The organism is Coleofasciculus sp. D1-CHI-01 (assembly GCF_040218875.1).
Classification (GTDB): Bacteria; Cyanobacteriota; Cyanobacteriia; order Cyanobacteriales; family Coleofasciculaceae; genus Coleofasciculus.
In genome coordinates this window covers 1-21,465 of the sequence record NZ_JAVJQP010000086.1, presented here as the reverse complement: position 1 = coordinate 21,465, position 21,465 = coordinate 1, and the positions used below count along the sequence as shown (strand labels likewise).

The 21,465-nt window shown below is 46.3% G+C and carries 22 protein-coding genes; 11 read left to right on the top strand and 11 right to left on the bottom strand.

Features of this window, described 5'->3' with window-relative positions; all coding sequences use genetic code 11:
* Positions 1-31: 31 nt before the first annotated feature.
* Entirely contained in the window at positions 32-1,693 is a 1,662-nt protein-coding gene (locus RIB93_RS15730; protein ID WP_446373678.1) for an alpha-glucosidase family protein, read from the bottom strand.
* A 586-nt stretch (positions 1,694-2,279) separates the two neighbouring features.
* Between RIB93_RS15730 and RIB93_RS15725 the strand changes: the two genes are divergently transcribed.
* Positions 2,280-2,744, top strand: coding sequence for a regulatory protein RecX (locus tag RIB93_RS15725; protein ID WP_446373677.1), 465 nt, complete (start codon positions 2,280-2,282; stop codon positions 2,742-2,744).
* 60 nt (positions 2,745-2,804) lie between these two features.
* Here RIB93_RS15725 and RIB93_RS15720 read toward each other — a convergent pair whose 3' ends face one another.
* Both RIB93_RS15720 and RIB93_RS15715 read right to left on the bottom strand, forming a co-directional pair.
* Entirely contained in the window at positions 2,805-3,116 is a 312-nt protein-coding gene (locus tag RIB93_RS15720; protein WP_446373676.1) for a hypothetical protein, read from the bottom strand.
* Positions 3,117-3,119: 3 nt separating this feature from the next.
* The gene (locus tag RIB93_RS15715; protein WP_446373675.1) at positions 3,120-3,545 is read right to left on the bottom strand and encodes a hypothetical protein; all 426 of its coding nucleotides are present in this window, start codon (positions 3,543-3,545) and stop codon (positions 3,120-3,122) included.
* Between the two features lie 196 nt (positions 3,546-3,741).
* On the opposite strand from RIB93_RS15715, the gene RIB93_RS15710 reads away from it, so the two are divergent.
* From RIB93_RS15710 to RIB93_RS15695, 4 genes are all read left to right on the top strand, one after another.
* Positions 3,742-4,200, top strand: a complete 459-nt coding sequence (locus RIB93_RS15710) for a GatB/YqeY domain-containing protein (RefSeq protein ID WP_446373674.1) — start codon at positions 3,742-3,744, stop codon at positions 4,198-4,200.
* Positions 4,201-4,473: 273 nt separating this feature from the next.
* Entirely contained in the window at positions 4,474-5,100 is a 627-nt protein-coding gene (locus RIB93_RS15705) for an alpha/beta hydrolase (protein ID WP_446373673.1), read from the top strand.
* A gap of 36 nt (positions 5,101-5,136) precedes the next feature.
* A complete protein-coding gene (locus tag RIB93_RS15700; RefSeq protein WP_446373672.1) occupies positions 5,137-6,516 on the top strand; it encodes an FAD-dependent oxidoreductase in 1,380 nt (459 codons plus the stop codon).
* A 20-nt stretch (positions 6,517-6,536) separates the two neighbouring features.
* Positions 6,537-7,439 (top strand): alpha/beta fold hydrolase, encoded by a 903-nt coding sequence (locus tag RIB93_RS15695; RefSeq protein ID WP_446373671.1) that lies wholly within the window; start codon positions 6,537-6,539, stop codon positions 7,437-7,439.
* 116 nt (positions 7,440-7,555) lie between these two features.
* On the opposite strand, the gene RIB93_RS15690 is transcribed toward RIB93_RS15695, so the two are convergent.
* Positions 7,556-8,944 (bottom strand): cation:proton antiporter, encoded by a 1,389-nt coding sequence (locus tag RIB93_RS15690; protein WP_446373684.1) that lies wholly within the window; start codon positions 8,942-8,944, stop codon positions 7,556-7,558.
* A gap of 366 nt (positions 8,945-9,310) precedes the next feature.
* Positions 9,311-11,059, bottom strand: coding sequence for a bicarbonate transporter BicA (gene bicA, locus RIB93_RS15685; RefSeq protein ID WP_446373670.1), 1,749 nt, complete (start codon positions 11,057-11,059; stop codon positions 9,311-9,313).
* A 452-nt stretch (positions 11,060-11,511) separates the two neighbouring features.
* On the opposite strand from bicA, the gene folB reads away from it, so the two are divergent.
* Positions 11,512-11,874 carry a dihydroneopterin aldolase gene (gene folB / locus RIB93_RS15680; protein WP_446373669.1) on the top strand — a complete coding sequence of 121 codons (363 nt, stop codon included), beginning with the start codon at positions 11,512-11,514 and terminating at the stop codon, positions 11,872-11,874.
* A 64-nt stretch (positions 11,875-11,938) separates the two neighbouring features.
* On the opposite strand, the gene RIB93_RS15675 is transcribed toward folB, so the two are convergent.
* From RIB93_RS15675 to RIB93_RS15655, 5 genes are all read right to left on the bottom strand, one after another.
* Positions 11,939-12,190: a hypothetical protein gene (locus RIB93_RS15675; protein WP_446373668.1), complete on the bottom strand. Its 252-nt coding sequence runs from the start codon at positions 12,188-12,190 to the stop codon at positions 11,939-11,941.
* Between the two features lie 208 nt (positions 12,191-12,398).
* Positions 12,399-14,198: a signal recognition particle-docking protein FtsY gene (ftsY, locus tag RIB93_RS15670; protein ID WP_446373667.1), complete on the bottom strand. Its 1,800-nt coding sequence runs from the start codon at positions 14,196-14,198 to the stop codon at positions 12,399-12,401.
* Between the two features lie 118 nt (positions 14,199-14,316).
* On the bottom strand, positions 14,317-14,961 hold the full coding sequence (nusB, locus tag RIB93_RS15665; RefSeq protein WP_446373666.1) for a transcription antitermination factor NusB: 645 nt from the start codon (positions 14,959-14,961) through the stop codon (positions 14,317-14,319).
* Between the two features lie 114 nt (positions 14,962-15,075).
* Entirely contained in the window at positions 15,076-15,807 is a 732-nt protein-coding gene (locus RIB93_RS15660) for a DUF502 domain-containing protein (protein ID WP_446373665.1), read from the bottom strand.
* A gap of 258 nt (positions 15,808-16,065) precedes the next feature.
* Entirely contained in the window at positions 16,066-16,920 is an 855-nt protein-coding gene (locus RIB93_RS15655; RefSeq protein WP_446373664.1) for a glycosyltransferase family 2 protein, read from the bottom strand.
* A gap of 47 nt (positions 16,921-16,967) precedes the next feature.
* On the opposite strand from RIB93_RS15655, the gene RIB93_RS15650 reads away from it, so the two are divergent.
* Complete coding sequence (locus RIB93_RS15650; protein WP_446373663.1) at positions 16,968-17,096, top strand: hypothetical protein; 129 nt, start codon at positions 16,968-16,970, stop codon at positions 17,094-17,096.
* A gap of 107 nt (positions 17,097-17,203) precedes the next feature.
* Here the strand turns inward: RIB93_RS15650 and hpsJ-B are convergent, their stop codons facing one another.
* The gene (hpsJ-B, locus tag RIB93_RS15645; protein ID WP_446373662.1) at positions 17,204-17,947 is read right to left on the bottom strand and encodes a hormogonium polysaccharide biosynthesis protein HpsJ; all 744 of its coding nucleotides are present in this window, start codon (positions 17,945-17,947) and stop codon (positions 17,204-17,206) included.
* Positions 17,948-18,138: 191 nt separating this feature from the next.
* On the opposite strand from hpsJ-B, the gene pgl reads away from it, so the two are divergent.
* The 4 genes from pgl to RIB93_RS15625 all read left to right on the top strand — a co-directional run bounded on the left by pgl (position 18,139) and on the right by RIB93_RS15625 (position 21,331).
* Positions 18,139-18,861, top strand: coding sequence for a 6-phosphogluconolactonase (gene pgl / locus RIB93_RS15640; RefSeq protein ID WP_446373661.1), 723 nt, complete (start codon positions 18,139-18,141; stop codon positions 18,859-18,861).
* A gap of 206 nt (positions 18,862-19,067) precedes the next feature.
* Entirely contained in the window at positions 19,068-19,850 is a 783-nt protein-coding gene (locus tag RIB93_RS15635) for an FHA domain-containing protein (RefSeq protein WP_446373660.1), read from the top strand.
* Between the two features lie 232 nt (positions 19,851-20,082).
* On the top strand, positions 20,083-20,505 hold the full coding sequence (locus RIB93_RS15630) for an FHA domain-containing protein (protein WP_446373659.1): 423 nt from the start codon (positions 20,083-20,085) through the stop codon (positions 20,503-20,505).
* 505 nt (positions 20,506-21,010) lie between these two features.
* A complete protein-coding gene (locus tag RIB93_RS15625) occupies positions 21,011-21,331 on the top strand; it encodes a hypothetical protein (RefSeq protein ID WP_446373658.1) in 321 nt (106 codons plus the stop codon).
* Positions 21,332-21,465 lie beyond the last annotated feature (134 nt).

The window sequence follows — 21,465 nt, the reverse complement described above, 5'->3', positions numbered from 1 at the left end:
TGACACAAATTTTTGGTGAATGAAGAAATTCCTAAAATAACTCTCCAAAAAAGACACCATAAGCGGGAATTTTCAACATATCACCGGATCGGTCTGCGGTAAACCCAGAACCCTTAACTTCCTGGCAGTCTGGATAAGCCGATAAATCATACTGGACTGGCGTATCACCGAGATTAAACATACACAGTAAACGCTGTTCAGCGGATTCCCGAATAAAAGCAAATAAAGGTTCATCGGTATCCAGAACTTTAGCATTCGTCATTCCCCAAATTAAAGCGGGTTGCTCTTGACGCCAATGCATCAGCCGCCGCCAGGTATTTAATAGGGAATTGGGATTAGGTTCTTGGTGATTTACGGCTCGATTCAAATGAGAATCAGGAACAGGTAACCAGGCGCGTTGGGCGATAGTAAATCCAGCATTGGCGGCATAAGATTTCCAAGGCATGGGGGTGCGGGAACCATCGCGTCCAGGGACTTCTGGGTAAAGGGCTTTACCAAAGGGATCTTTAATTTCTTCGGGAGGAATATCCTCTGGAATCTTGGCTTCGGGTAAGCCTAACTCATCTCCCTGATAGAGACAAAACGTCCCTGGTATAGAAATTAACATTGCCGCAATTCCATGATAAAATTCGTCAGGGTAGGGATTCCCATTGACATCCTTTCCTGTCCAACAGGATTTGAGACGACCATAATCATGATTCCCGACAATCCAGCAATTACCACCGTCGCTGAAATAATGTTCTACTTTCTTCAGGGTATCGTGCATTAATTTAGCGCTAATCGGTTCATCAACCAGCAAAGCACTGTTATATGCCAGATGTAGTTTATCGGGTCCCACATGCTGACTCGATAGCACAATTGAGTCTTCACAGAAGGTGACTTCAGCTAAGGTGATTACCCCAGGATACTGATCCACCAGTTCCCGAATCGGTTTGAGGATTTCTAAGGTTTCTTCACGGCAAAAATTGTATTTCAATAACTGCCGAACAATGGGATTATCGGGGGCGACACCATCGGGTAACAGTGCATCATCGGGGCGAGGCGGATTGTCTCGCAATTGGGCATCATGCAAGAAAAAGTTAGGCGCATCAATCCGAAAACCATCTACACCTAACTCCAGCCAGAATTTTGCTCGTTTCATCAAAGCATCAACGACGTCCGGATTATGCCAATTCAAATCCGGTTGACTGGAGAGGAAATTATAGAAGTAAAATTGTTGACGTTCACCAGACCATTGCCAAGCGCTTTCACCCATAAAAGCGGATAGCCAATTATTCGGGGGTGAACCATCTTCTTTGGGGTCAGCCCAGACATACCAGTCGGCTTTGGGATTATCCCGACTTTTTTTACTTTCCTGGAACCAAGGATGCTGATCTGAGGTATGATTCCAAACCTGATCAAGCATTACTTTCATCCCCAGCGCGTGAGATAAGTTTAGTAATCGCTCAAAATCTTCAAGGCTGCCAAACATGGGATCAACCTCACACATGTCGGTAATGTCATACGCTAGATCATTCATCGGGGATTGAAAGATAGGCGTTAACCAGATGGCATCAACACCAAGGGCAGCAATATAATCAAGTGTCTCAATAATCCCTTCTAAGTCGCCTTTGCCATTTTCCGTGGTGTCTTTGAAACTCCACGGCGAAATCTGATAAATTACCGCGTTTTTCCACCATTGTTCGCATTGCATGAAACCTCCTTTTTTTCACAGAAACAGCACAACGAATATCAGGTCTAATTAACCCAATTTCAGGTGGAATGCCATAGAGTATGGCGTCGTTTTCGCTGAGACTCTCTAGGCGATTGCTCTTTGAATCTACACAGCTAACGTTTCCGCAGCAGCTTTGTGCCATTCCTGCGGCGACAGTATCAGGATTGATTTTCTCGTTAACTGGTAGCCACCATGTCTACAGGACTATCCTGACAGGGGGTAGGCTGATGATTCATCCTTCTAGGGTAGGAATCTGGGGGAGCTAGGGGAACAGAGGAGGATGGATATAGCAGATTTGGTGGTTGATGAGGTACAGTCTTCTAAGCAAGATCCCCGACAACTCCTACGAAGTCAGGGATCTGTCTGTGTACCTCACTTACTTAAAAAGCACTGTATGTAGTAGAGAGGTTCCGGTGGAACGTGATCTTTCCCCGATTTTTGGGCTGTTAAAGAAAGTCCTAAATCCTGTCTGCTGTACTAAGAAATGTTAACAAGCGTCAAATCCTTACTGTTCGCCATTCCCTGTTCCCTGTTTCCTTTTAACTGACCTTAATCCTGACAATCAATGAATTGCATTGACTATTTCTATAAACTTTTAGCTCGTCGAGAATATAGTACTTATGAACTGACTAAAAAAGCGCAATACAAAGGGTTTGATCCAAATGATATTACTGAATCTATTGAGAAGCTGCAACGCCTAAATGATCAGTCTGATACTCGCTTTGTCGAAAGCATGATTACGTCCTATCGTGGAAAATATGGGAAAATAGTTATTAAGCGTAAATGCCGAGATAAGGGAATTGATTCGGAATTCTTTGAACAAATATGGCAGTCTAACACTGAGGACGAGGAAGGGGGACAACTGGAGGGTTTGAAAGCCAAGGTGGTGCGAAAGTATAAAATTACTGATTTTTATAATATTGACCCGAAGACGAAGCGAAAGGTGTGGAACTACCTTCAGTATCGTGGGTTTAATCCAGGTGAAGTGTTAACCCAGTGGCAGAGGGAACAAGAGGAAGATGAAGATTAAAATAAACTACCAAATTAATACAGTTCCCTGTTCCCTGTTCCCTAATCTCAACCATTAACTTTAATTTTTCCCACCTACTGATAAACTCTTCTCCATCATTTTCAGCGCCACAGCTAAATTCGCTTGTGTCCAAAGTAATGGTGTGGTATCACTGGGAACATAGGAGTCATCTTCTCGATGATAAAGTTCCGGACATTTAAATTCGCCAAACTGGTTATCTTTTCCGGTAATTTGCCCCAGAGAACGATTCAGGTAATAGATTTGTTGCTGTAAATACTGGGACTGTTGATGGTGCTGAAACTTAAGTCCAAAGATAATAGTCCCCCAGGTAACGCCGGATACCATAGTCACCTTGCAGATGAGTAATAACATTATCTATGAATCGTTTTGCGCGTGCGCCCATTTTTGATTGATTTCTCTCATTTTTTTGCCATCAAACCGAACATGAGGTCGCTCCATCACATTCTGGGGGTCAGCTTCGCCCTCAATAATCTTGATAAAACGCCATCGATACTTATTGAAATAGCTGATCAGCGCCTTAACGGTTTTCAGAGCAGTTTCAACCTCTCCCATAACATAATGAGCGTGAGCAATATAGAGATTATCTCGTACCCAGACACTGGTATAGTCGGTGTATTCGGTGTCACTTTTTAATAAAGCCGCCGCAAATAAGCCATTGTCTAGTGAGGGAAACTGAAATGTGCCTTGGTTTTTGAGAAACTCGAATAACTGCTGAATATCTGACACACAATAGTCAGCCTGCATGAAGTCGAGGAGTTTTGGGTGATGAAGAATGAGCATCGTTGGGTATATCTCGATGAATAACTGAAAATCAATGGCACTGAAATATTTAAATGCGTGACAGCTTATCGTAGGGTGGGCACTGCCCACCAGCATGAATTCAGTGCCATTCAACTTAAAATCCTAAATGAGCCAATCCCGTTGAATGCCCGGTTTGCTCTTTATAATTTAATCAGTTGTTTCCTCAATAGTAATAATGAGCCTCAAAGACCGCATCTCTGAAGATATCAAAGTCGCGATGAAGGCGAAAGATAAAGTTTGGCTGGAAACGGTTCGCAGTATAAAAAAGCTGATCCTGGAAAAAGAGGTCAGCTTGCGTCCTCAAGGACAAGAGACGCTTACCGAAACTCAGGAACTTGAACTCTTAGCCCAACTTGCCAAACAGCGTCGGGATTCAATGGAACAGTATCGTAACGCTGGACGGGAAGACTTGGCGGAACAAGAAGCCAAAGAGTTAGCCATACTTGAAAACTATCTCCCTTCCCCCCTATCCGATCAGGAAATTGAAGCAATCCTGGATGAAATTATTACCCAAACTGGCGCAAGTTCAATGAAAGACATGGGGAAGGTTATGGGACCCGCCATGGAAAAAGTCAAAGGGCGTGCTGAAGGTCGTAAGATTCAAGCTATGGTTAAAGCTAAACTGAGTGGATAAGTTGTCTTATGTCAGGGAACAGGGAACAGGTAAGATAGAGTTTTAAGTTAACTTCCTCATCACCCCATCACCCCATCTCCCCCAGCTTCCTCATCTGACTAAGCTGTAATGCATTTAAATTGGGTATTAGTAGCGAGCAAGATGCTCAATGTAGTGAGCAAGATGCTCAATGTAGTGAGCAAGATGCTCAATGTAGTGAGCAAGATGCTCACACTACGTCAAGGATTTCGCCATTGCTAACATTAAGGTTTAAATGCCGAACAGCTTATCACAATGCAAAAAACCCCAGATTATATTCTATTTGCTCAACACGGCTGGGCGGATACAGAAGAGGCGATCGCAGCGATGGTGCAAACTCTGGGGACTCCCCAGACGCTGGTGATTACACCCAATCTGGGTTGGTGGAAAACTTGGTGGCGAATTAAGCCGTTAATCAAGCAGGTGGAAGGAATAGCCACGGAAACAATTGCCCAGTATCCCCAAACCCCGATCCGGATTATTGGTTATTCCCTTGGCGGATTAATCTGGGTAGAACTTCTCAACCAACATCCTGAATGGTGGTCTCAGGTGGAGTCATTTGTTCTCGTGGCTTCTCCTATTGGCGGGGTGGATTTAGCCCGAAATTTTACCTTTTTGGGAATGGGTGTCGGGATAGCCGGGGCAATGCTTGACAATCGCCGCCAGATGGCGGAATCTATTGCTAAAGTGATTCCCACGTTAGTGATTGCGGGCGATATAGGTGGCGGAACAGATGGTGCAGTCACTCTAGAAGAAACAAAGGTTCCCGGTGCAAATTTCTTTTATCTACCCACATTATCCCATCCCACCCTAAAAAATCATCCGGCTGTAGCGGAAGTGATTCGGGACTTTTGGCAAAATCCAGTTATCATTGACAACTGATCGTTTTTTTCATCGCCCAATCTAATTTAGACACTCGTGGAAATCACAGCCAACGTCCAAGAAACCCCTGTTAAAACCCCACAAAAGGTAATTGTTATCGGTGGTAGTATAGCCGGACTGTTAACCGCACGGGTGCTAGCCGATCATTTTGATCAGGTGACGATTATTGAACGCGATCGCGTTCCCGAACAACCTGAACCTCGTGCAGGAGTTCCCCAATCCCATCAGCTTCATGTCCTGTTAACTCAGGGATATCGCATCTTGAATCAGTTATTTCCTGGATTGGAAGAAGAACTGGCTGGCTTGGATGTCTCTACTCTCAACTGGACGGCAGATTTTCAGTGGTTATTACCGGGTGGTTGGTCTCCCCGTTTTCCGTCTCACCTAAAAACTCAGGCGTGTAGCCGGAATTTGCTCGAATTCTTGATCCGTAAACGTTTGGCGGCTTACAGGAATCTGGACTTTAAAGAAGCGATTACAGTGACAGGTTTATTACTCAATCCTAACCGTACCACTGTTGAAGGTGTAAAACTGCGAAATTCTAACGGTACAGACACTCAATTATCTGCCCAGTTTGTCGTAGATGCTAGTGGACGAAATTCTCAAACGCCCCAGTGGTTAAAAAATGTAGGCTATGAAGCCCCCCAGGAAACTATCGTCAATGCCTTTTTAGGGTATGCGAGTCGCTGGTATCAATCCTTGGGCAATGAACCGTTAGATTATCATGTATTGTATTTAATGCCTCAGGCTCCCCATCAGTCAAGGGGAGGTGTACTCTATCGAGTAGAGGGCGATCGCTGGATAGTTTGTCTCATTGGTGTAGGTAAAGACTATCCTCCCACTGATGAAGCGGGTTTTCTAGACTTTGCACAAAGTCTTAGCCATCCATCCGTTTATGAAGCAATTAAACATGCTCAACCGATTTCTCCTATCTATGGCTACCGACGCACAGAAAACCGCCTGCGTCACTATGAACGATTATCTCACTTTCCCGACAACTTTGTGGTAGTCGGTGATGCCGTTTGCACCTTCAATCCTGTTTATGGTCAAGGGATGACTGTTGCAAGTTTAGGTGCCTTAGTGTTAGACCAATGTTTTAAGCAATACACTCAACATCGCTCGAATCCCGATCTAAAAGATCTGGGAAAGCATTTTCAAACAAAGCTCGCTCTAGTCAACCAAACACCTTGGTTAATGGCAACGGCTGATGATTTGCGTTGGTCTACTACAATAGGAGATAAACCGAATCTAATGACTCGATTTCTACAGCAGTATATTGATAAGGTGATTCTCGTTGCCAGTGAAAGAGCTGAAGTTTACCAAAGTTTTATCGAGGTAATTCATCTGATCAAACCCACCACGATACTTTTTAAACCGAGTATTTTGTGGCAAGTTATCAGACAGGCGTTTAGCTGACAGAATGGACAATTATGCCCATGAACCAAACCCCAGACTTTATTATATTTGCCCAACATGGCTGGGCGGATACCCATCACGCGATCGCAGCCCTAGCGAAATCCTTAGCCACTCCCCAGTCTCACTTGGTTACACCTAATCTCGGTTGGTTGAAAACCTGGTGGCGCATTGAGCCGTTAATTCAACAGGTAGAAAGAGTCGCCACTGAAACCATTACTCAGTATCCGGATACCCCAATCCGAATTATCGGTCATTCCATGGGTGGTTTAATTTGGCTAGAAATTCTCAATCAACATCCCGAATGGTGGTCTCAGATAGAATCGTTTGTCCTGGTTGCATCCCCCATTGGCGGGTCAGATTTAGCCCGAATAATAGACCCCTTAGGTGTTGGGATTGGTATGGCTGGTGCGCTAGGTATCAATCGCCGCCAGATTGCCCAATCCATCGCCAAAAAGATTCCTACGTTAGTCATTGCTGGCGATAGGGATAGGGGTAGTGACGGCACAATTACTGTTGAATCAACCAAGTTTTCCCATGCCAAGTTTGTAAGTATTCCTAATTTAGCCCATGCCCAACTCAAAAATCATCCTACTGTCATTGGAATTATCCGGGAATTTTGGGCAAATCCGACAATAACTGACCCTTACCCCTTCGATTTTACCGCTCAGTTAATTGAATGCTTGCAGTCAATACCTGGAATGACCGATGCTCATCGGCGAGACTTTCCCCGGAGTCAACCCTACATCACCTTTGCCAACGGATTCACGGTTCGCATCTGGACAAGTCCGTTACACGTTGACCATATTTTTGTTGCGAATCCTGAAAGGGAATGTCTTTACAGTGGGTTCGTTGGCTGGATGCATCGTGCAGCGTTACATCAAGCATTAGCTGAAATTAGGCATCAGTCAACCAGTTTTCCATAGACGTAGGGTGCGTTAGCAAAGCGTAACGCACCATTGTTTATCTACTCAACCTACAAAATGAATGGGTTTTCGCCTTAAGTTGACACGAATGGGCACTGTCGTGCCCCTACAGTTCTCTATCCAAACAAATCTGCTTGTTCCAGAGCTTCTTTAGACTCTTCAACTTCCGCCGCTTCCGGTGAACCTTTAAACGCTACTCGCAAGAACGGTGGGGCTAAGAATGTCGTCAGAATTACCATAATGATAATCGCCGCTTCTAAAGGCTTACTCAAAACCCCACTAGCTGAACCAATTCCCGCAAACACCAATCCCACTTCACCACGAGGAATCATACCAACCCCAATCGCCAAGCGGTTAATTTGAGGTTGACCAATAAACGTCCAACCTGTAACCAATTTCCCGATAATCGCTACCCCAATTAAGAAGACAGCAATCACTAATCCTTCCCGATTTTCCGGAACCGCAGGATTGAGAACGCCTAAATCGGCTTTAGCACCCACAGCCACAAAGAAAATGGGGACTAAAATATCGGCAATGGGAACCACTTGCTTATCCAGTTCTTTGCGCTTATCCGTTTCATCCAGAACTAATCCTGCGGCAAATGCTCCTAAAATCGCTTCTAATTGGATTACATTCGCTAAGAACGCCATTAAAAACGCAAAAGTAAACGCCGGAATAACCAATTGACCTCGCGTTTGTAACTTATCCGCGATCGTAACAAAAGACTGGTTGAAAAACTTACCCAGCAAAATAGAACCGAGGAGGAAAACAGTCGCACTAATAATCAGATAGATAACGTTGAAAACATCAACCTCACCTGTTTTCGCCAGACTCGCAACCACGGCTAAGACGATGATACCCAAAACATCATCAATAACCGCAGCCCCCACAATAATTTGACCTTCTTTTGATTTGAGACGCCCTAATTCCGAGAGAACTTTAGACGTAATCCCAATACTGGTGGCGGTTAACGCTGCACCTGCAAAAATTGCCGGAATCGCCCCAACATTAAAGAAAAACATTAATCCGGCTGTACCCGCTGCAAAGGGAGCGACGACACCCACCACCGCCACAATTGCCGCTTGATAACCGACTTCTTTGAGATCCCGTAAGTCTGATTCTAAGCCAATCTCAAATAAGAGGATGATTACCCCAATTTCGGCTAAAACCGAGACGACTTCACTCTGGGTTTCAAAGACACTGATGACAGCCTCTGGGCTTAAATCACCAATCCATTGCAGCAGCTTCATTAGTAGCGAATCAGCCGCCACCGCGCCACTTTCGGGAAAAACTAGCAGATGCAAGGCTGAAACACCCACGACAACACCGCCGACTAATTCACCTAAAACTGGCGGTAAATCAACTGCCTTGGATAACTCTCCGCCCAGTTTACTGGCAAGATAAATGATAACTAAACTGAGCAACACACCAGCGAGTACAATTGACCCATTTTCTGGCGCTGTTGCTAATATGGGAATTGGTTGTATCAGGTCGGAAAAAATCATGGTCTGCATCTATTGTTTATTTTCAAGTCTGTGAGATTGATTGATGAGTTACCTTTGAGGTTGAGTGACACTCAAATATATTTAGCCCCTCCATAGAGTGCGCTGAGATAAAAGGAATACCTATCGCACAACCCTAACGTGATCAATTTATTGGCAGATCATCTGGCTCGGTTTTTGGGCACAGACCTATCCTTATCGGTCTAGACAAAGGTTTGCATCTGGTTAATTGGCAAAAACAAACCTTATTTTACTAAGTTTAAGTTGTACTATAATTATAAGTCTTTATGGCAAAATTAAGAAAATTTACAGATTTAATATTTTTAATAATTATCCCAATCCTTTCTTATCATCCCTAATTAGAACCGGCTAGTTGCTGATGGCAACATCATCGGATTGAGTGGGATAGGCAGTAGACAATATACCATTTGCTGGAAGTTCATATCTCTTGACCACAGCAACGGCTTGCCGCAATGCTTCTGTCCGATCAACGTGCAAATTATGGGCAGGTAACATTGACAGAATGCCAAATTTTTCCAGGCGTCGTTTAATCTGACCCGTAGCACCAACAATGAAGACTTGACGACCTTTATCAATAGCTTCTTGGATGGAATTTTCAATCGCCAACGAAGAGGTAACACCCAAGTGTGGAACATCACTTAAGTCTACAATCAGGACATCATGATCTGCCATCGCATTTTGCTGACGGGAGATTGCCTTGGATACCCCAAAGATCATCGGTCCACTTAGGTGGAACAATAGGATGCGACCATCAGTTTGATCAATCAGTTCTTTCTCTTCAGGGGTCATCTGGATAGCATCATCGGCATCCGTAATCGTCTTGACATCCTTGGCTTGAAGTTTGGAGAGACGTTCAATGGTCAATAGATTAGCAACGAATACACCAACGCCAACAGCAACAATCAAGTCAACAAATACAGTCAGGATGATCACGCCATACATAATCATGGCGCCCTTAATCGAAACCTTATGCGCTCGCTTCAGGAAACCCCAGTCGATAATATCTATACCAACCTTGAGGGCAATTCCAGCCAGAACCGCCATCGGAATCCAAGCCGTTAGACTAGCAGCACCTAAAATGACGACTAGCAAGATTAAGGCACGAGTTAAACCTGATATGGCAGTTCTAGCACCAGTTTGGATATTCACCACAGTTCCCATAGTTGCACCAGCACCAGCGATACCGCCACATAATCCGGATGCTAAGTTTCCTAACCCTTGACCAATTAATTCTTTGTTCGAGTCATGCTGACTACGAGTTAAGCTATCGGCAACAACGGAAGTGAGTAGAGCATCAATACAACCGAGCATCGCCAAAACCAAGGCATTAATGAGCATGGTTTGGAATTCTGCCGGGCTAAAAGTTGGAACCTGTAAAGTAGGTAAAGCTTGAGGGATTTCACCAATGCGGCGAATATCGCCCATCTCAGGGAACATAACCAATGCTACTACCGTTCCGATCACCAGCGCGATTAACTGGGGCGGTGGGAAAAACTTCTTAACATTAGACGGCACAGATTGCAATAAAAATGGCTGTAGTACCAGAATCGCAACCGTCAAAACAGCCAGAGCCGTTTCACCGTAGTGGGTATTGCTTACCAGGTCAGGTATGTTTTGAATTGTACCCAGGATGCTATCCTTAGAACTCTCCTGTCCCAGAAATGGTGAAAGTTGTAGGATGACCAGGATAAATCCAATCCCAGACATAAATCCAGATACTACGGTATAGGGCATCAGGGTAACGTATCGACCCAACCGCAATGTACCCAGAATAATCTGGAATACCCCTGCCATCATGACTACGGTAAATGCCATAGCCATACCCTTTTCTGTACCCGCCGTCGCCGTGAGGTTAGCGATAACAGCAGTCATGACCACGGTCATTGGACCTGTGGGTTCAGAAATGAGAGTGGGTGTACCACCAAATAGGGCAGCAAAGAAGCCAACTAAAACTGCACCCCAAAGACCAGCTACAGCGCCAGCACCAGAAGCAACACCGAAAGCCAGTGCCATGGGGAGGGCGATAATCGCAGCAGTAATCCCCCCGAATATGTCACCTTGCAGGTTTCTAAAATGTATACGATTCGTGATTCGCATTAGACTCGGAGGAGTGAGAGAACGACAGTGTACTCAGAATGGTTCAGTCTTGGCAACACTTTCTCATACTTTCCGGGAAGAGTTAAGGTTTGTAACGCTTCCTAATATTTCTTCAATTAGATTAACTGACGATGCTCCATTCTTTGCATTTGGATTTTCAATAGAAAGCATAGAGAGAATGCTTATAGGGGATGAGGGGATGGCGCATTGGTGTCAACTTAAGCTGAAAAGCAGGGGGAGCTGGGGAAGCTGGGGAAGCAATGTAGAGACGTGCCATGGCACGTCTGGGAAGCTGGGGGAGATGGGGGAGCCGTGAGTTAACTGCTCTACGTTACACTGTTCCCTGTTCCCTGTTCCCTGTTCCCTAACAAATGACAAATGACAAATGACAAATGACGAATGACAAATGACGATCACCGCCGTTAACTTTAATTGTCCCTACCTACTTATCTATGGATTGCATACAGGTCAATAAAATTCGGTCTTACGGCTATACGGGTTATCTGCCAGAAGAGCGGGTACTTGGACAATGGTTTGAAGTGGATCTCACGTTATGGCTAGATTTAGCTCCCGCTGGTGAGAGTGACGACATTAAAGACACGCTGGATTACCGCCAAGCCATTGACACAGTTAAGCAACTGATCGCCAATTCTAAGGTTTCCTTAGTGGAAAAATTAGCCAGCGCGATCGCAGATGCTCTGTTAGAGCTCGATAGAGTAGAGCGAGTACAAGTGCGGCTGAGTAAACCTGCAGCTCCTATCCCTGACTTTGGCGGCACAATTACGATTGATATCACTAGACCGTTGGTTGAGTGACAGAGGTTGAGGAGAGTTTGTCCTGACATCACCGATGCGGTTACCGACATTATCAGCTTCAATGTTACGCGATCGCTAAATCCGTCTCAGTCGGCTTCCCTAAATGAACGCCTTGCTCAACCTGCATCCATTCCTGAAACACGTCTTCAATAAATATTCGTTTCTTCTTTCCACTCTCATTCACTACCTGTACTTCAACGTTGAGAGTGGGTAAATACACACCATCTACGATTTGATGCCCATAAGCTACAACTTTACCCACGTTCCCACTTGAACGATGATGAGCATAGTCGCCAATCTTTAGCATGATATTCATAGTTCCAACCAGCATTCGCTAAATGGACAATGCATACCATAGCAACGGGTTCAAGTTATTGCAATGTTTCTTAATCTGATCCGGTTATTGTTACATCACTACATATTTTTCTCATTTTTTGGGAATTTGTCATTGGTCATTTGTCATTGGTCATTTGTCCTTTGGGATACCCAGGAGCAAATAACGAATCCAAAGCTTGCCAGTCTGATTATCCACTCAATAACGCTTCGACAAACTCATAACTTGAGAAGGGACGTAAATCTTCAATCCCTTCCCCAGCCCCGACAAACCGAATCGGCAATCCCAATTGCTGCACGATCGCCAAAGCCACACCGCCTTTAGCCGTACCATCCAACTTAGTCAACACCACACCACTCAGTTTTGCCGCTTCCGAGAACACCTCAGCTTGACGCAAACCATTTTGACCGAGGGTAGCATCCAATACCAGCAACGATTCCACCTTCGCCTCAGGTGCTTTTTTGTCAATAATCCGGCGAATTTTCGCCAATTCCTCCATCAGATTTTTCTTATTTTGCAAACGCCCTGCGGTGTCTACCAAAAGCAATTCCGTATTTCGGACTTGAGCGGCTGTGATTGAATCGAATACCACAGCGGCTGGATCAGTATTCTTGCCCGGATTAGCAATCACCTCTGTGCTACTGCGTTCTCCCCAAATCTTCACCTGTTCCACCGCCGCCGCCCGGAAGGTATCGGCAGCACCAATCAAACACTTGTAATCCGATTTATTGGCTAAGTGAGCCAGTTTGCCAATCGTGGTGGTTTTTCCCGCACCATTCACCCCCGTCATCAACCAGATATTCAGGGTGTCTTTTTCCGGGAAAAAAGTGGAACCGTAAGACTCGCGACAAGGTTTATCCAGTAAATCCCGGAGAATTTGTTTCAAATACGCGATCGCCTGTTCAGGAGGCAAGACTTCCTGGCGCATTCTAGCTTGCAGGGTTTCAATAATGTAATCCGTTGCCTCGATACCCACATCCGCTTGCAACAGCAACGCCTCAATTTCCATCACGGCGTCTTGGTTCAACGGACCTTGACCGACAATAGACTTGAGTTGATTGACTAAGCCGCGACGAGTTTTGCCCAATCCAGAACGAAGCTGTTTGAGCCAGCTAATTTCCTCAGCGGAGACATCCTCAGGGGTACGCCCTTGATCGGCTAAGACTTTGGCTGACCACAAAAATTCTTCATCCAAGGCGATATCCGCCTCGGCTTCGGGTTGGGTTGTGGGTGGCGCGACAGATTCCGGTTCTGGCGTCTCAATTGCCGTTGCTTCAAGCCGTTTAAGTCGTTCTTCCCGTTCGGATTTCCTTGCCCAAATTGGCACAGTTGCTGATTCTTCAGCCGCCCTAGGTTCAGGTTCCTCTGTGTCAGTTTCCACGTCGGCTATGGTATCTGAAGCCTTTGGAGCCTCCGTTTCTTCAGGTTCTGCTTGTTCGGTGTCGGTTTCCGCCTCAGTTACAACCGGAGATTCTGGGGAGGTGGCTGTACTACTCTGATCAACTCTAACTTCTGCTACCCCTGCTTCCTCTGCTTCCTCTGCTTCCTCTGCTACCCCTGCTACCCCTGCTTCCTCTGCTACCTCTGCTACCTCTGCTACCTCTGCTACCTCTGCTACCTCTGCTACCTCTGCTACCTCTGCTTCCTCTGCTACCCCTGCTTCCACCGTTTCCGGGGCAGTTTCTGTGGCTTCTGTACTCTCTGTTAGTTCAGCCTGGGCAGATTCAGCCGTGTCAGGTTGTACCTCTGGCGCTTCAGTTTCAGCTTCTGAGGGCGCTGACTCCTGCTTTTGCAGGTTTGTATAAGCAGCTTTTGCCCAACTCAGATAATCATCAGCAACTGTTGATGATTGCTCCTGAGTAGCAGACTCACTCTCCGATTTCGGCGATTCAACCGGGGGAGTGGCTGACTGCTGTTCTTGCTTCTCTTCTTTCTCCTCGGAAGAGGCTGCACTTTTACCAACTTGGCGGCGGAACCAATTAAATACCATTGCACCTAATTAGAAATAGTGTGAGTTGTCAGTTTTGAGCTTGCTTTCAAGGGAAGCGAGTATGACAAAGGACAAAGGACAAATGACGATCCTCGTTCACCTGGGCTAACCGACTTACTTATATGAACTTTTCTAGAGCTGGAGACTCTGACTCCTGAAGGCAGGTAGTGACGCGACGCAACACGCCATTCACAAATCGATGCCCTTCTTGATCGCTGTAGCGTTTAGCCAGTTCTATGGCTTCGTTAATAGCAACCCGATCAGGAATCCCTAAAAATGCCATTTCTGCCACCGCTATTCGCAAAATATCGCGGTCAATGCGGGGTAAGCGATTGATTTGCCAATCTTTAAGTGATTTAACCAGTATTTCGTCAATTTCGACTTGTCTACGACGAATCGCCTGTAGAATTTCTATCGCATAAGCCCGCACGTCGGCTTGATTAGCAAGCTGAATCATTTCCGGGATTTCTACCGCGACACCGATACGGTTAATCGCCTTCTGAGTCAGTTCAATGGCTTCAGCAACCATCGTTTTGGAACTTCGCACATCGATCGCACGGGTTTCACTACCGAGAAGGCGATCGCTCCCGCGTTTGAGTTCGGCTGAGGCTGTTTCTAAGGCTTCGTTAATTTCATCGGTTAGAGTCCTCACGGCGACTAATACCATCTGGCTCAGTTGTTTTTCATCAAGCTGTTCCGGTTCACGAGACATCTGAGAGAGACCTAAAAGTGCCAGTTCACGAGCAATTCTGCGAGGTTGCATGGTTTTGTCCTTTGTCTTTTGTCCTTTGTCCTACTCGCTCCCTTGAGCAGCGAGAATCTAGCTATGTCCTTTGTCCTTTGTCCCCCTCTTGCTCTTTTCCCCAATCCCTAATCACTACGAACTTTCTTCAGTGGGTAACATCTGCTGTTGGAGCATATCTGATAGAGGTTGCTCTCGCTTCGTCTTGCCGTATGGCATCTGGAGGGGTACACCCATGGATTCACTCGGTCCAACAATTCCACCGGATATTAATACCTTAAAGGCATCTTCGATGGACATGGAAAGATTAATCACTTCCGTTTCCGGCACAATAGCATACCATCCGGTGGTCGGATTCGGAGTGGTGGGGATAAAAATATTCAACATGGTGGCGTTGAGTTTGCCTTGAATTTCACCCGTTGCTGTCCCCGTGACGAAGGCGATCGCCCACATTCCCTGACGCGGATACTCTACCAAAATCACCCGCCGAAATTTACTGCTGGAATCCTTAAGCAAGGTTTCCAATAACTGTTTGAGTGTTTTATAGACTGATCCAGCCAGGGGAATTGCCTGCAACACTCGTTCCCCTAAATCCAGCAACCACCGCCCAGCAATATTACGTGCCATTAAGCCAATCAGTAGAATGCACAGGAGGGGCACCGTTAGCCCTACCAGTAAATTCAAGAGATTGACCAAAATGGGGTGGAGGTTATTATAGGGGTTGAGTTGCTTAGGGATACGGGTGAGAAAATTGATCACCCAATTGGCGATGGTAATCGTCAGCCAGATTGTGGTAGCGAGGGGAATCACTACTAGAAGACCGGCGATTAGGTCGTTTTTTAAGTCCTGCTTGAAGCGTTGGATCACAGAGTATTGACTCTCCTTACAATGGCTCTTAAACGTCTGTCATTGCTCCCTCAATTACTGGTATAAGCTGTTGAAACCTTGACCTGATCACGGCAATCACTGCCAGCTTTCCCAGCCGTTGAGGGAGATGAACTCCTGCTCAACCCCCTTTTGCTGCCCCAGTGAAGCAGTACTCCTGGTCGAGGGTTCTATCTCTAGTTGTAAAGCTTGTTAAGAATTGTTGCAAGTATTGATATCTCTATTTAAGCTTGTTGGTCTTTAGAAAGAGAGTTGGGAATCAGTTGTCTCAATGGTGGGCAGTTGTTGATCCTTGAGTTCCCAAACCTTGAGGGTAATTAGATATTCATAAAATGCCTGTAAGGTACACCAGGTAAAGCCAGCACGTCCATCCAGGAAGCCTCCGAGGAAAATGTACATATAGAGAAAGCGTAGTAATGGACGAAAGGGCAAGCGTAACGACAGATCTTTGAGGGCATGACGCCGTTCTACTTCTGATCGCCCCAGCAGCAAATTCCCCCAGTTGACGCTGCCTTGTTCAAGTTGGTGTAAGGTTTCTCGGGCTTCATCGGTGGAGTAACGGTTATGTTTTTCAATCCAACGACTAAACCCCTTACTACAGGTATAGTGCGGATAGGTTTCTTTCAAAAAGCCGATAGCTCCCTGACAAACTTCTCGTTCTGTATGACCATAATCGGTAAACCAGACTTGACCTTTTCGCAGTAAGCGGAGTTGGTAACGAGGATACTGAGTACAGTGACGAATCCATCGATTCATGAACATGACCTGTTCAGCGACATAATATCCCACGTACTGGTTGTTTTTTATCGCCTCTAGGCATTCAGCAAATAGGGCTGGGGTCATCCGTTCATCCGCTTCTAGGATGTAAGCCCATTCATACTTAGTGGGGAGGTTCTCCAGCATCCAAGTACGCTGACGCCCATGACTTTCAAAGGCATGAGATAGAACTCGCACAGGATAACGTTGGGCAAGTTCTACCGTGCGATCGCTACTACACGAATCTACCACAATGATGTCATCCGAGAGACGCGCTGAGTTGATGCACGCTTCAATATCTCGTTCTTCGTTGTAGGTGAGGATATAAATCGAGAACATGTCAAAAGTTGTAAAAAAATGAGTCTAGCTAAAGCGGTTTGCTGAAATTGAGAACCCCAATCCGCCTCAATGCCAATCGTAACCGATGGCACAGAAAAGCAGAACTGGGGATTACCTACAGCAGTTGGCAACTGGCTCGAATAGAGGTTATTTGTTATCTGGGAATGGGTGATTAGGACGCTTCTGTGTATCTTCTATTGAATCGTAAATCTCGATCAACTGACAATTTAGAGACTGTTATCAAACCTTTTTGCCTGTTGCTCGCATAGCAATGACTTGCAGATTAACTGCTCAAGTTCCGCAATCCCATCCAGCCAATGATGCTGTAGCCAATGGCTAAAAGTAAGCTGCTTAAACCGATACGGATACCTCTTTTTAATGCCTCAGTTCGGGCGCGTTGCTCAAGTTCTTGTCTACGACTGCGGATTTGAGTCTGAGCTTGCTCGGTTCTTTGAGCGATCGCTTCGGGATCTGTTTTGAGCGCCTGCAATTGTTCTCGGAGTGCCTGGAGTCGCTGGAGTTGCTCTCCTTGAGCTTGACCGCTTTCAATGGCTTGGTTTAGTCGTTCTAGCTGTTGTGGATCTTCAAGCAGAGTATCAATTTGCTGAACTTGCGTTTCCAGTTGGGTTTCAGCTTGCTGGGCTTGCTGAGTAATCTGTTCTATCGCTTGATTGCTTTGGATGCGGACATTGTTAAAGTGCAAGGGGACAAGCAACAGGAAGAGTAAACCCAATAGGCTCGAGAGTAAAAATGCCCAGAATCTCAAGTCCGTTATCGACGATTTTCGCTCCGGTAAGGAGCCACCACTGTTATTGCTGATCCAAGATCCTGCTATCAAAAAGGCAATTCCCACCATCGGGATAACACCCCGATCAACGAGCTGGGTGGTTAGATTTAGCTGCCATTCATTCTGAAGGGGGCTAACACCAGGAGAGGGAATAATCAGGATCAGATAATCCAACAAGGACGATAGGATCATGATCAGTCCGACTATCTTAAGTGCTAAACCCGCGAACGAAGAATACATAGTACTACTTTTCATTTTTTTACCCTAGAACCGAGTGTACCCCATACGGTATGGGACAATTAGGATTCATGTATAACTTGCCCATATTAACTCATGGATATTTGAATGATTACCCTAGGGGTCTACTGCAATTATCCAACGAAATGGTCGGCGAGACCAACTTACCTTTTGAGCCGGAGGATCACAGATTGATGAAGAAAATTGTCGAAGTTTTGCCTGATAAAGCCGCGCTGATTGAACGATCGCGTGATGTTGTCCTCACGAAGATACAGGAGGCAATCCAACGCTCAGGGCGCTGTACCCTGGCTTTAGCGGGGGGCGGTACACCCAAGCCTCTATACGAAGCCCTAGCTAGCCAGAATCTCCCCTGGGATAAACTGCACATCTTTTGGGGTGATGAACGCTATGTTCCAGCCGATCACCCGGATAGCAATCAAGCGATGGCGCGTCAGGCTTGGTTGGATCACGTTGATATCCCAGCCACGAATATTCACCCAATCCCTACAGACGGGGAGTCTCCGGAAGCAGACGCCTCCAAGCATGATACTCAACTGGGGGAGTTCTTTGGTGTAGCCGCCGACGAGTTTCCCCAATTTGATCTGATCTTATTGGGTATTGGTGACGACGCGCATACGGCATCTTTATTTCCTCATACCCAAGCGCTACAGGTTTGCGATCGCCGGATTACTGTGGGCAATAAAGATGGTCAACCTCGGATTACTTTTACTGTACCCTTGATTAACCAAGCCCATTGTGTAATGTTTCTGGTGGCGGGGGCGGGTAAGCAACCAGCGCTGGCTCAAATCTTCGCGGCTGAGGCTGACCCTTTGACCTATCCGGCGCGGTTCATTCAGCCTCAAGGCGAATTATGGTGGCTTTTAGATCAGCAAGCCGGTCAAGCTGTGAAAGGCTAATGCTCATTTCCACAACAGAGAACCTGTGAGCCTGATGTAACAAGTTATTAAGGTAGAACGGTTAACTGTGTTTTGATGAAGGAGGAAGGCTGATGCTGACTCGAAGGATTTCGGCGGTTTTGTCCTCAGTAGAGACGTTGCATGCAACGTCTCTACGTGAAACCGCTTTTGTTGGTAATTTTGAATGCGTGAATCTTGAATAGCTTATGATTGTTTGCCCTAACTGCAATCACCAAAATCCAGACGGTGCGACTCAATGCGAAGCCTGCTATACACCTTTACCGGCAAGCATGAGTTGTCCCAACTGTGGTACAACAGTTCAAACAGACGCTAGCTTCTGCGGTCAATGTGGTTTTAACCTGAAAGCCAGTGGCTCAACGGGAAGCCCAGATACACCAGCTCCAGTGTCGGTTCCCGATGTACCCGATTTAGACCCCCCTGACCCTCTAATTGAACCCGAACCTCTTTCAATGAGTTCCCCATCACCCATACCTGACCCGCAACCCGATCCCCCTCCTGAGCTACCCGTTACCCAGGTTGGTCAATCCGGAACGACAACAGAAGAAGAAGAAAAGCCAGCCCCACCGGAGCCGGAAACAGAACCCCCTCCGCCCCCTGTAGCCACACCAAAGACAGGTAGTGCCAAAACGCAGTTGCAGGTGCAGTCCGTTTATCTGCTGCACCTACAAACCCAGACCAAAATAGAACTCCCCTCCCATCTGAGTGTGATTCATCTCGGTAAACCCAACGATCAGATTCCCCCTGATATTGATGTGTCTGGCTTTCCGAATTCTGAGATTGTTTCACGAGTTCATGCAGATATTCGCGTTGAGGGAGATACCTACTATCTTGAAGATGTGGGCAGCGCCAATGGAACATACATCAACCATACCCCGTTACCGAAAGGTGATCGCCATCGCTTACGCAAAGGCGATCGCATTAGCCTAGGCAAAGGAGACATGGTAACGTTTTTGTTCCAAGTGTCCTGAGTCGCTTGCCTATGTACTGAAGCTGAGGGGGGTTAATAATAGAAGCCTGATTTACCAGTAAATTCTATAATATTTCCGGAAAAATCTTTTACCTTGTTGACTCCTGATCATTGACAAATAGTTAGGGTTGATCGATGGTATCCCTCAAGGAAAACCTATTCTAGACTCATGGGACACTCTAGAAGTATTCAGTCAGTCGAAAGGACCCACGTTTTTGAATGATGTAACACCGGTGATTACTCTGACCCTGCTGCATCCTCTCCAGTCTGTACCTGTTCAAAGTTGGCCGTTTAAATCGGAATCGGTGATTCGGATTGGGCGGTCTACGGATAATGATGTCATTTTATACAGCGCCGTCGTTTCACGTCACCATGTTGAACTTCGGCGGAATGGTTCAGGTTGGCGAATTATCAGCTTAGGTGCTAACGGAACCTATATCGATGGGAAACGCATTACCCAGACGCCTGTTGTGGATGGGATGATTATCCGTCTAGCTAGTTCGGGACCGAAAATTCAGATTCATCTGCATGACGACATCCGTCCTGTAGAATCGTCAACTAATGCCAAAAAGCGCACGTCTTCTGGTAAGGGTATGCTCGATCAATCTAAAGAAACCCTGGTTGATGCTGAACATCAGTCAACCCAACAAGAATAGTGATCTAAGTAGGGCTTGCTGCACAAAGCCAAAACCATTAACAATCAATACTTTGAGCTTTATTGACAGAGGGTTTGATTCAAGGAAATTGGGTAGCATCCTTCATAAGTATGGCATCACCTTGCTCAAGACAAATGTACCCTTGCTCCCCCAGCTTTCCCAGCTTCCCCAGCTCCCCCAGCTTCCCCAGCTCCCCCAGCTTCCCCAGCTTCCCCAGCTCCCCCAGCTCCCCCAGCTTCCCCAGCTTCCCCAGCTTCCCCAGCTTCCCCAGCTTCCCCAGCTCCCCCAGCTTCCCCAGCTTTCCCAGCTCCCCCAGCTCCCCCAGCTTCCCCAGCTCCCGGAGTGGGAATTTGCCCTAAAGTTTTTTAACCGGATCTAGCAGATGCTGAGGCTCTAAGGTTAAAGTAAGAGAAAATTCATGGTGAATACGAGTCAGCTAAATTGCTAGGGGCTTTTAACCTTTTCATAACCTATTGTGATCGATTTCTGACTAGGATGAACTGACATGACTTCTCCCAATAATGAAGACCGGGAGCTGCAGCGCCGGGAACACGACCTGATCCAACGAGAGCGAGAACTCCGACTACGCGAACTCGAAGCGGAAATTAATCCACCTCCTCTCCACCAAACCGTTAAGCATGAGCAACCGGAAGGAAAGCTGCAACGGTGGGGGAGAAAGCTAGTGATGTTCGGTAAGTTCTTAGCCTTTGTCGTGGCGGCTGTTCTGGTTGTACGGGTGAGTGCTGCGATCGCGACGATTATGATTATCGGCGTTATTGGCTTTATTGGCTATAAGATTTTCCTCGAAGGCGATAAGAAGTCTTAGGGAACAGGGAACAGGGAACAGGGAACAGGGAACAGGGAACAGGGAACAGGGAACAGGGAACAGGGAACAGGGAACAGGGAACAGGGAACAGGGAACAGGGAACAGGGAACAGGGAACAGGGAACAGGGAACAGG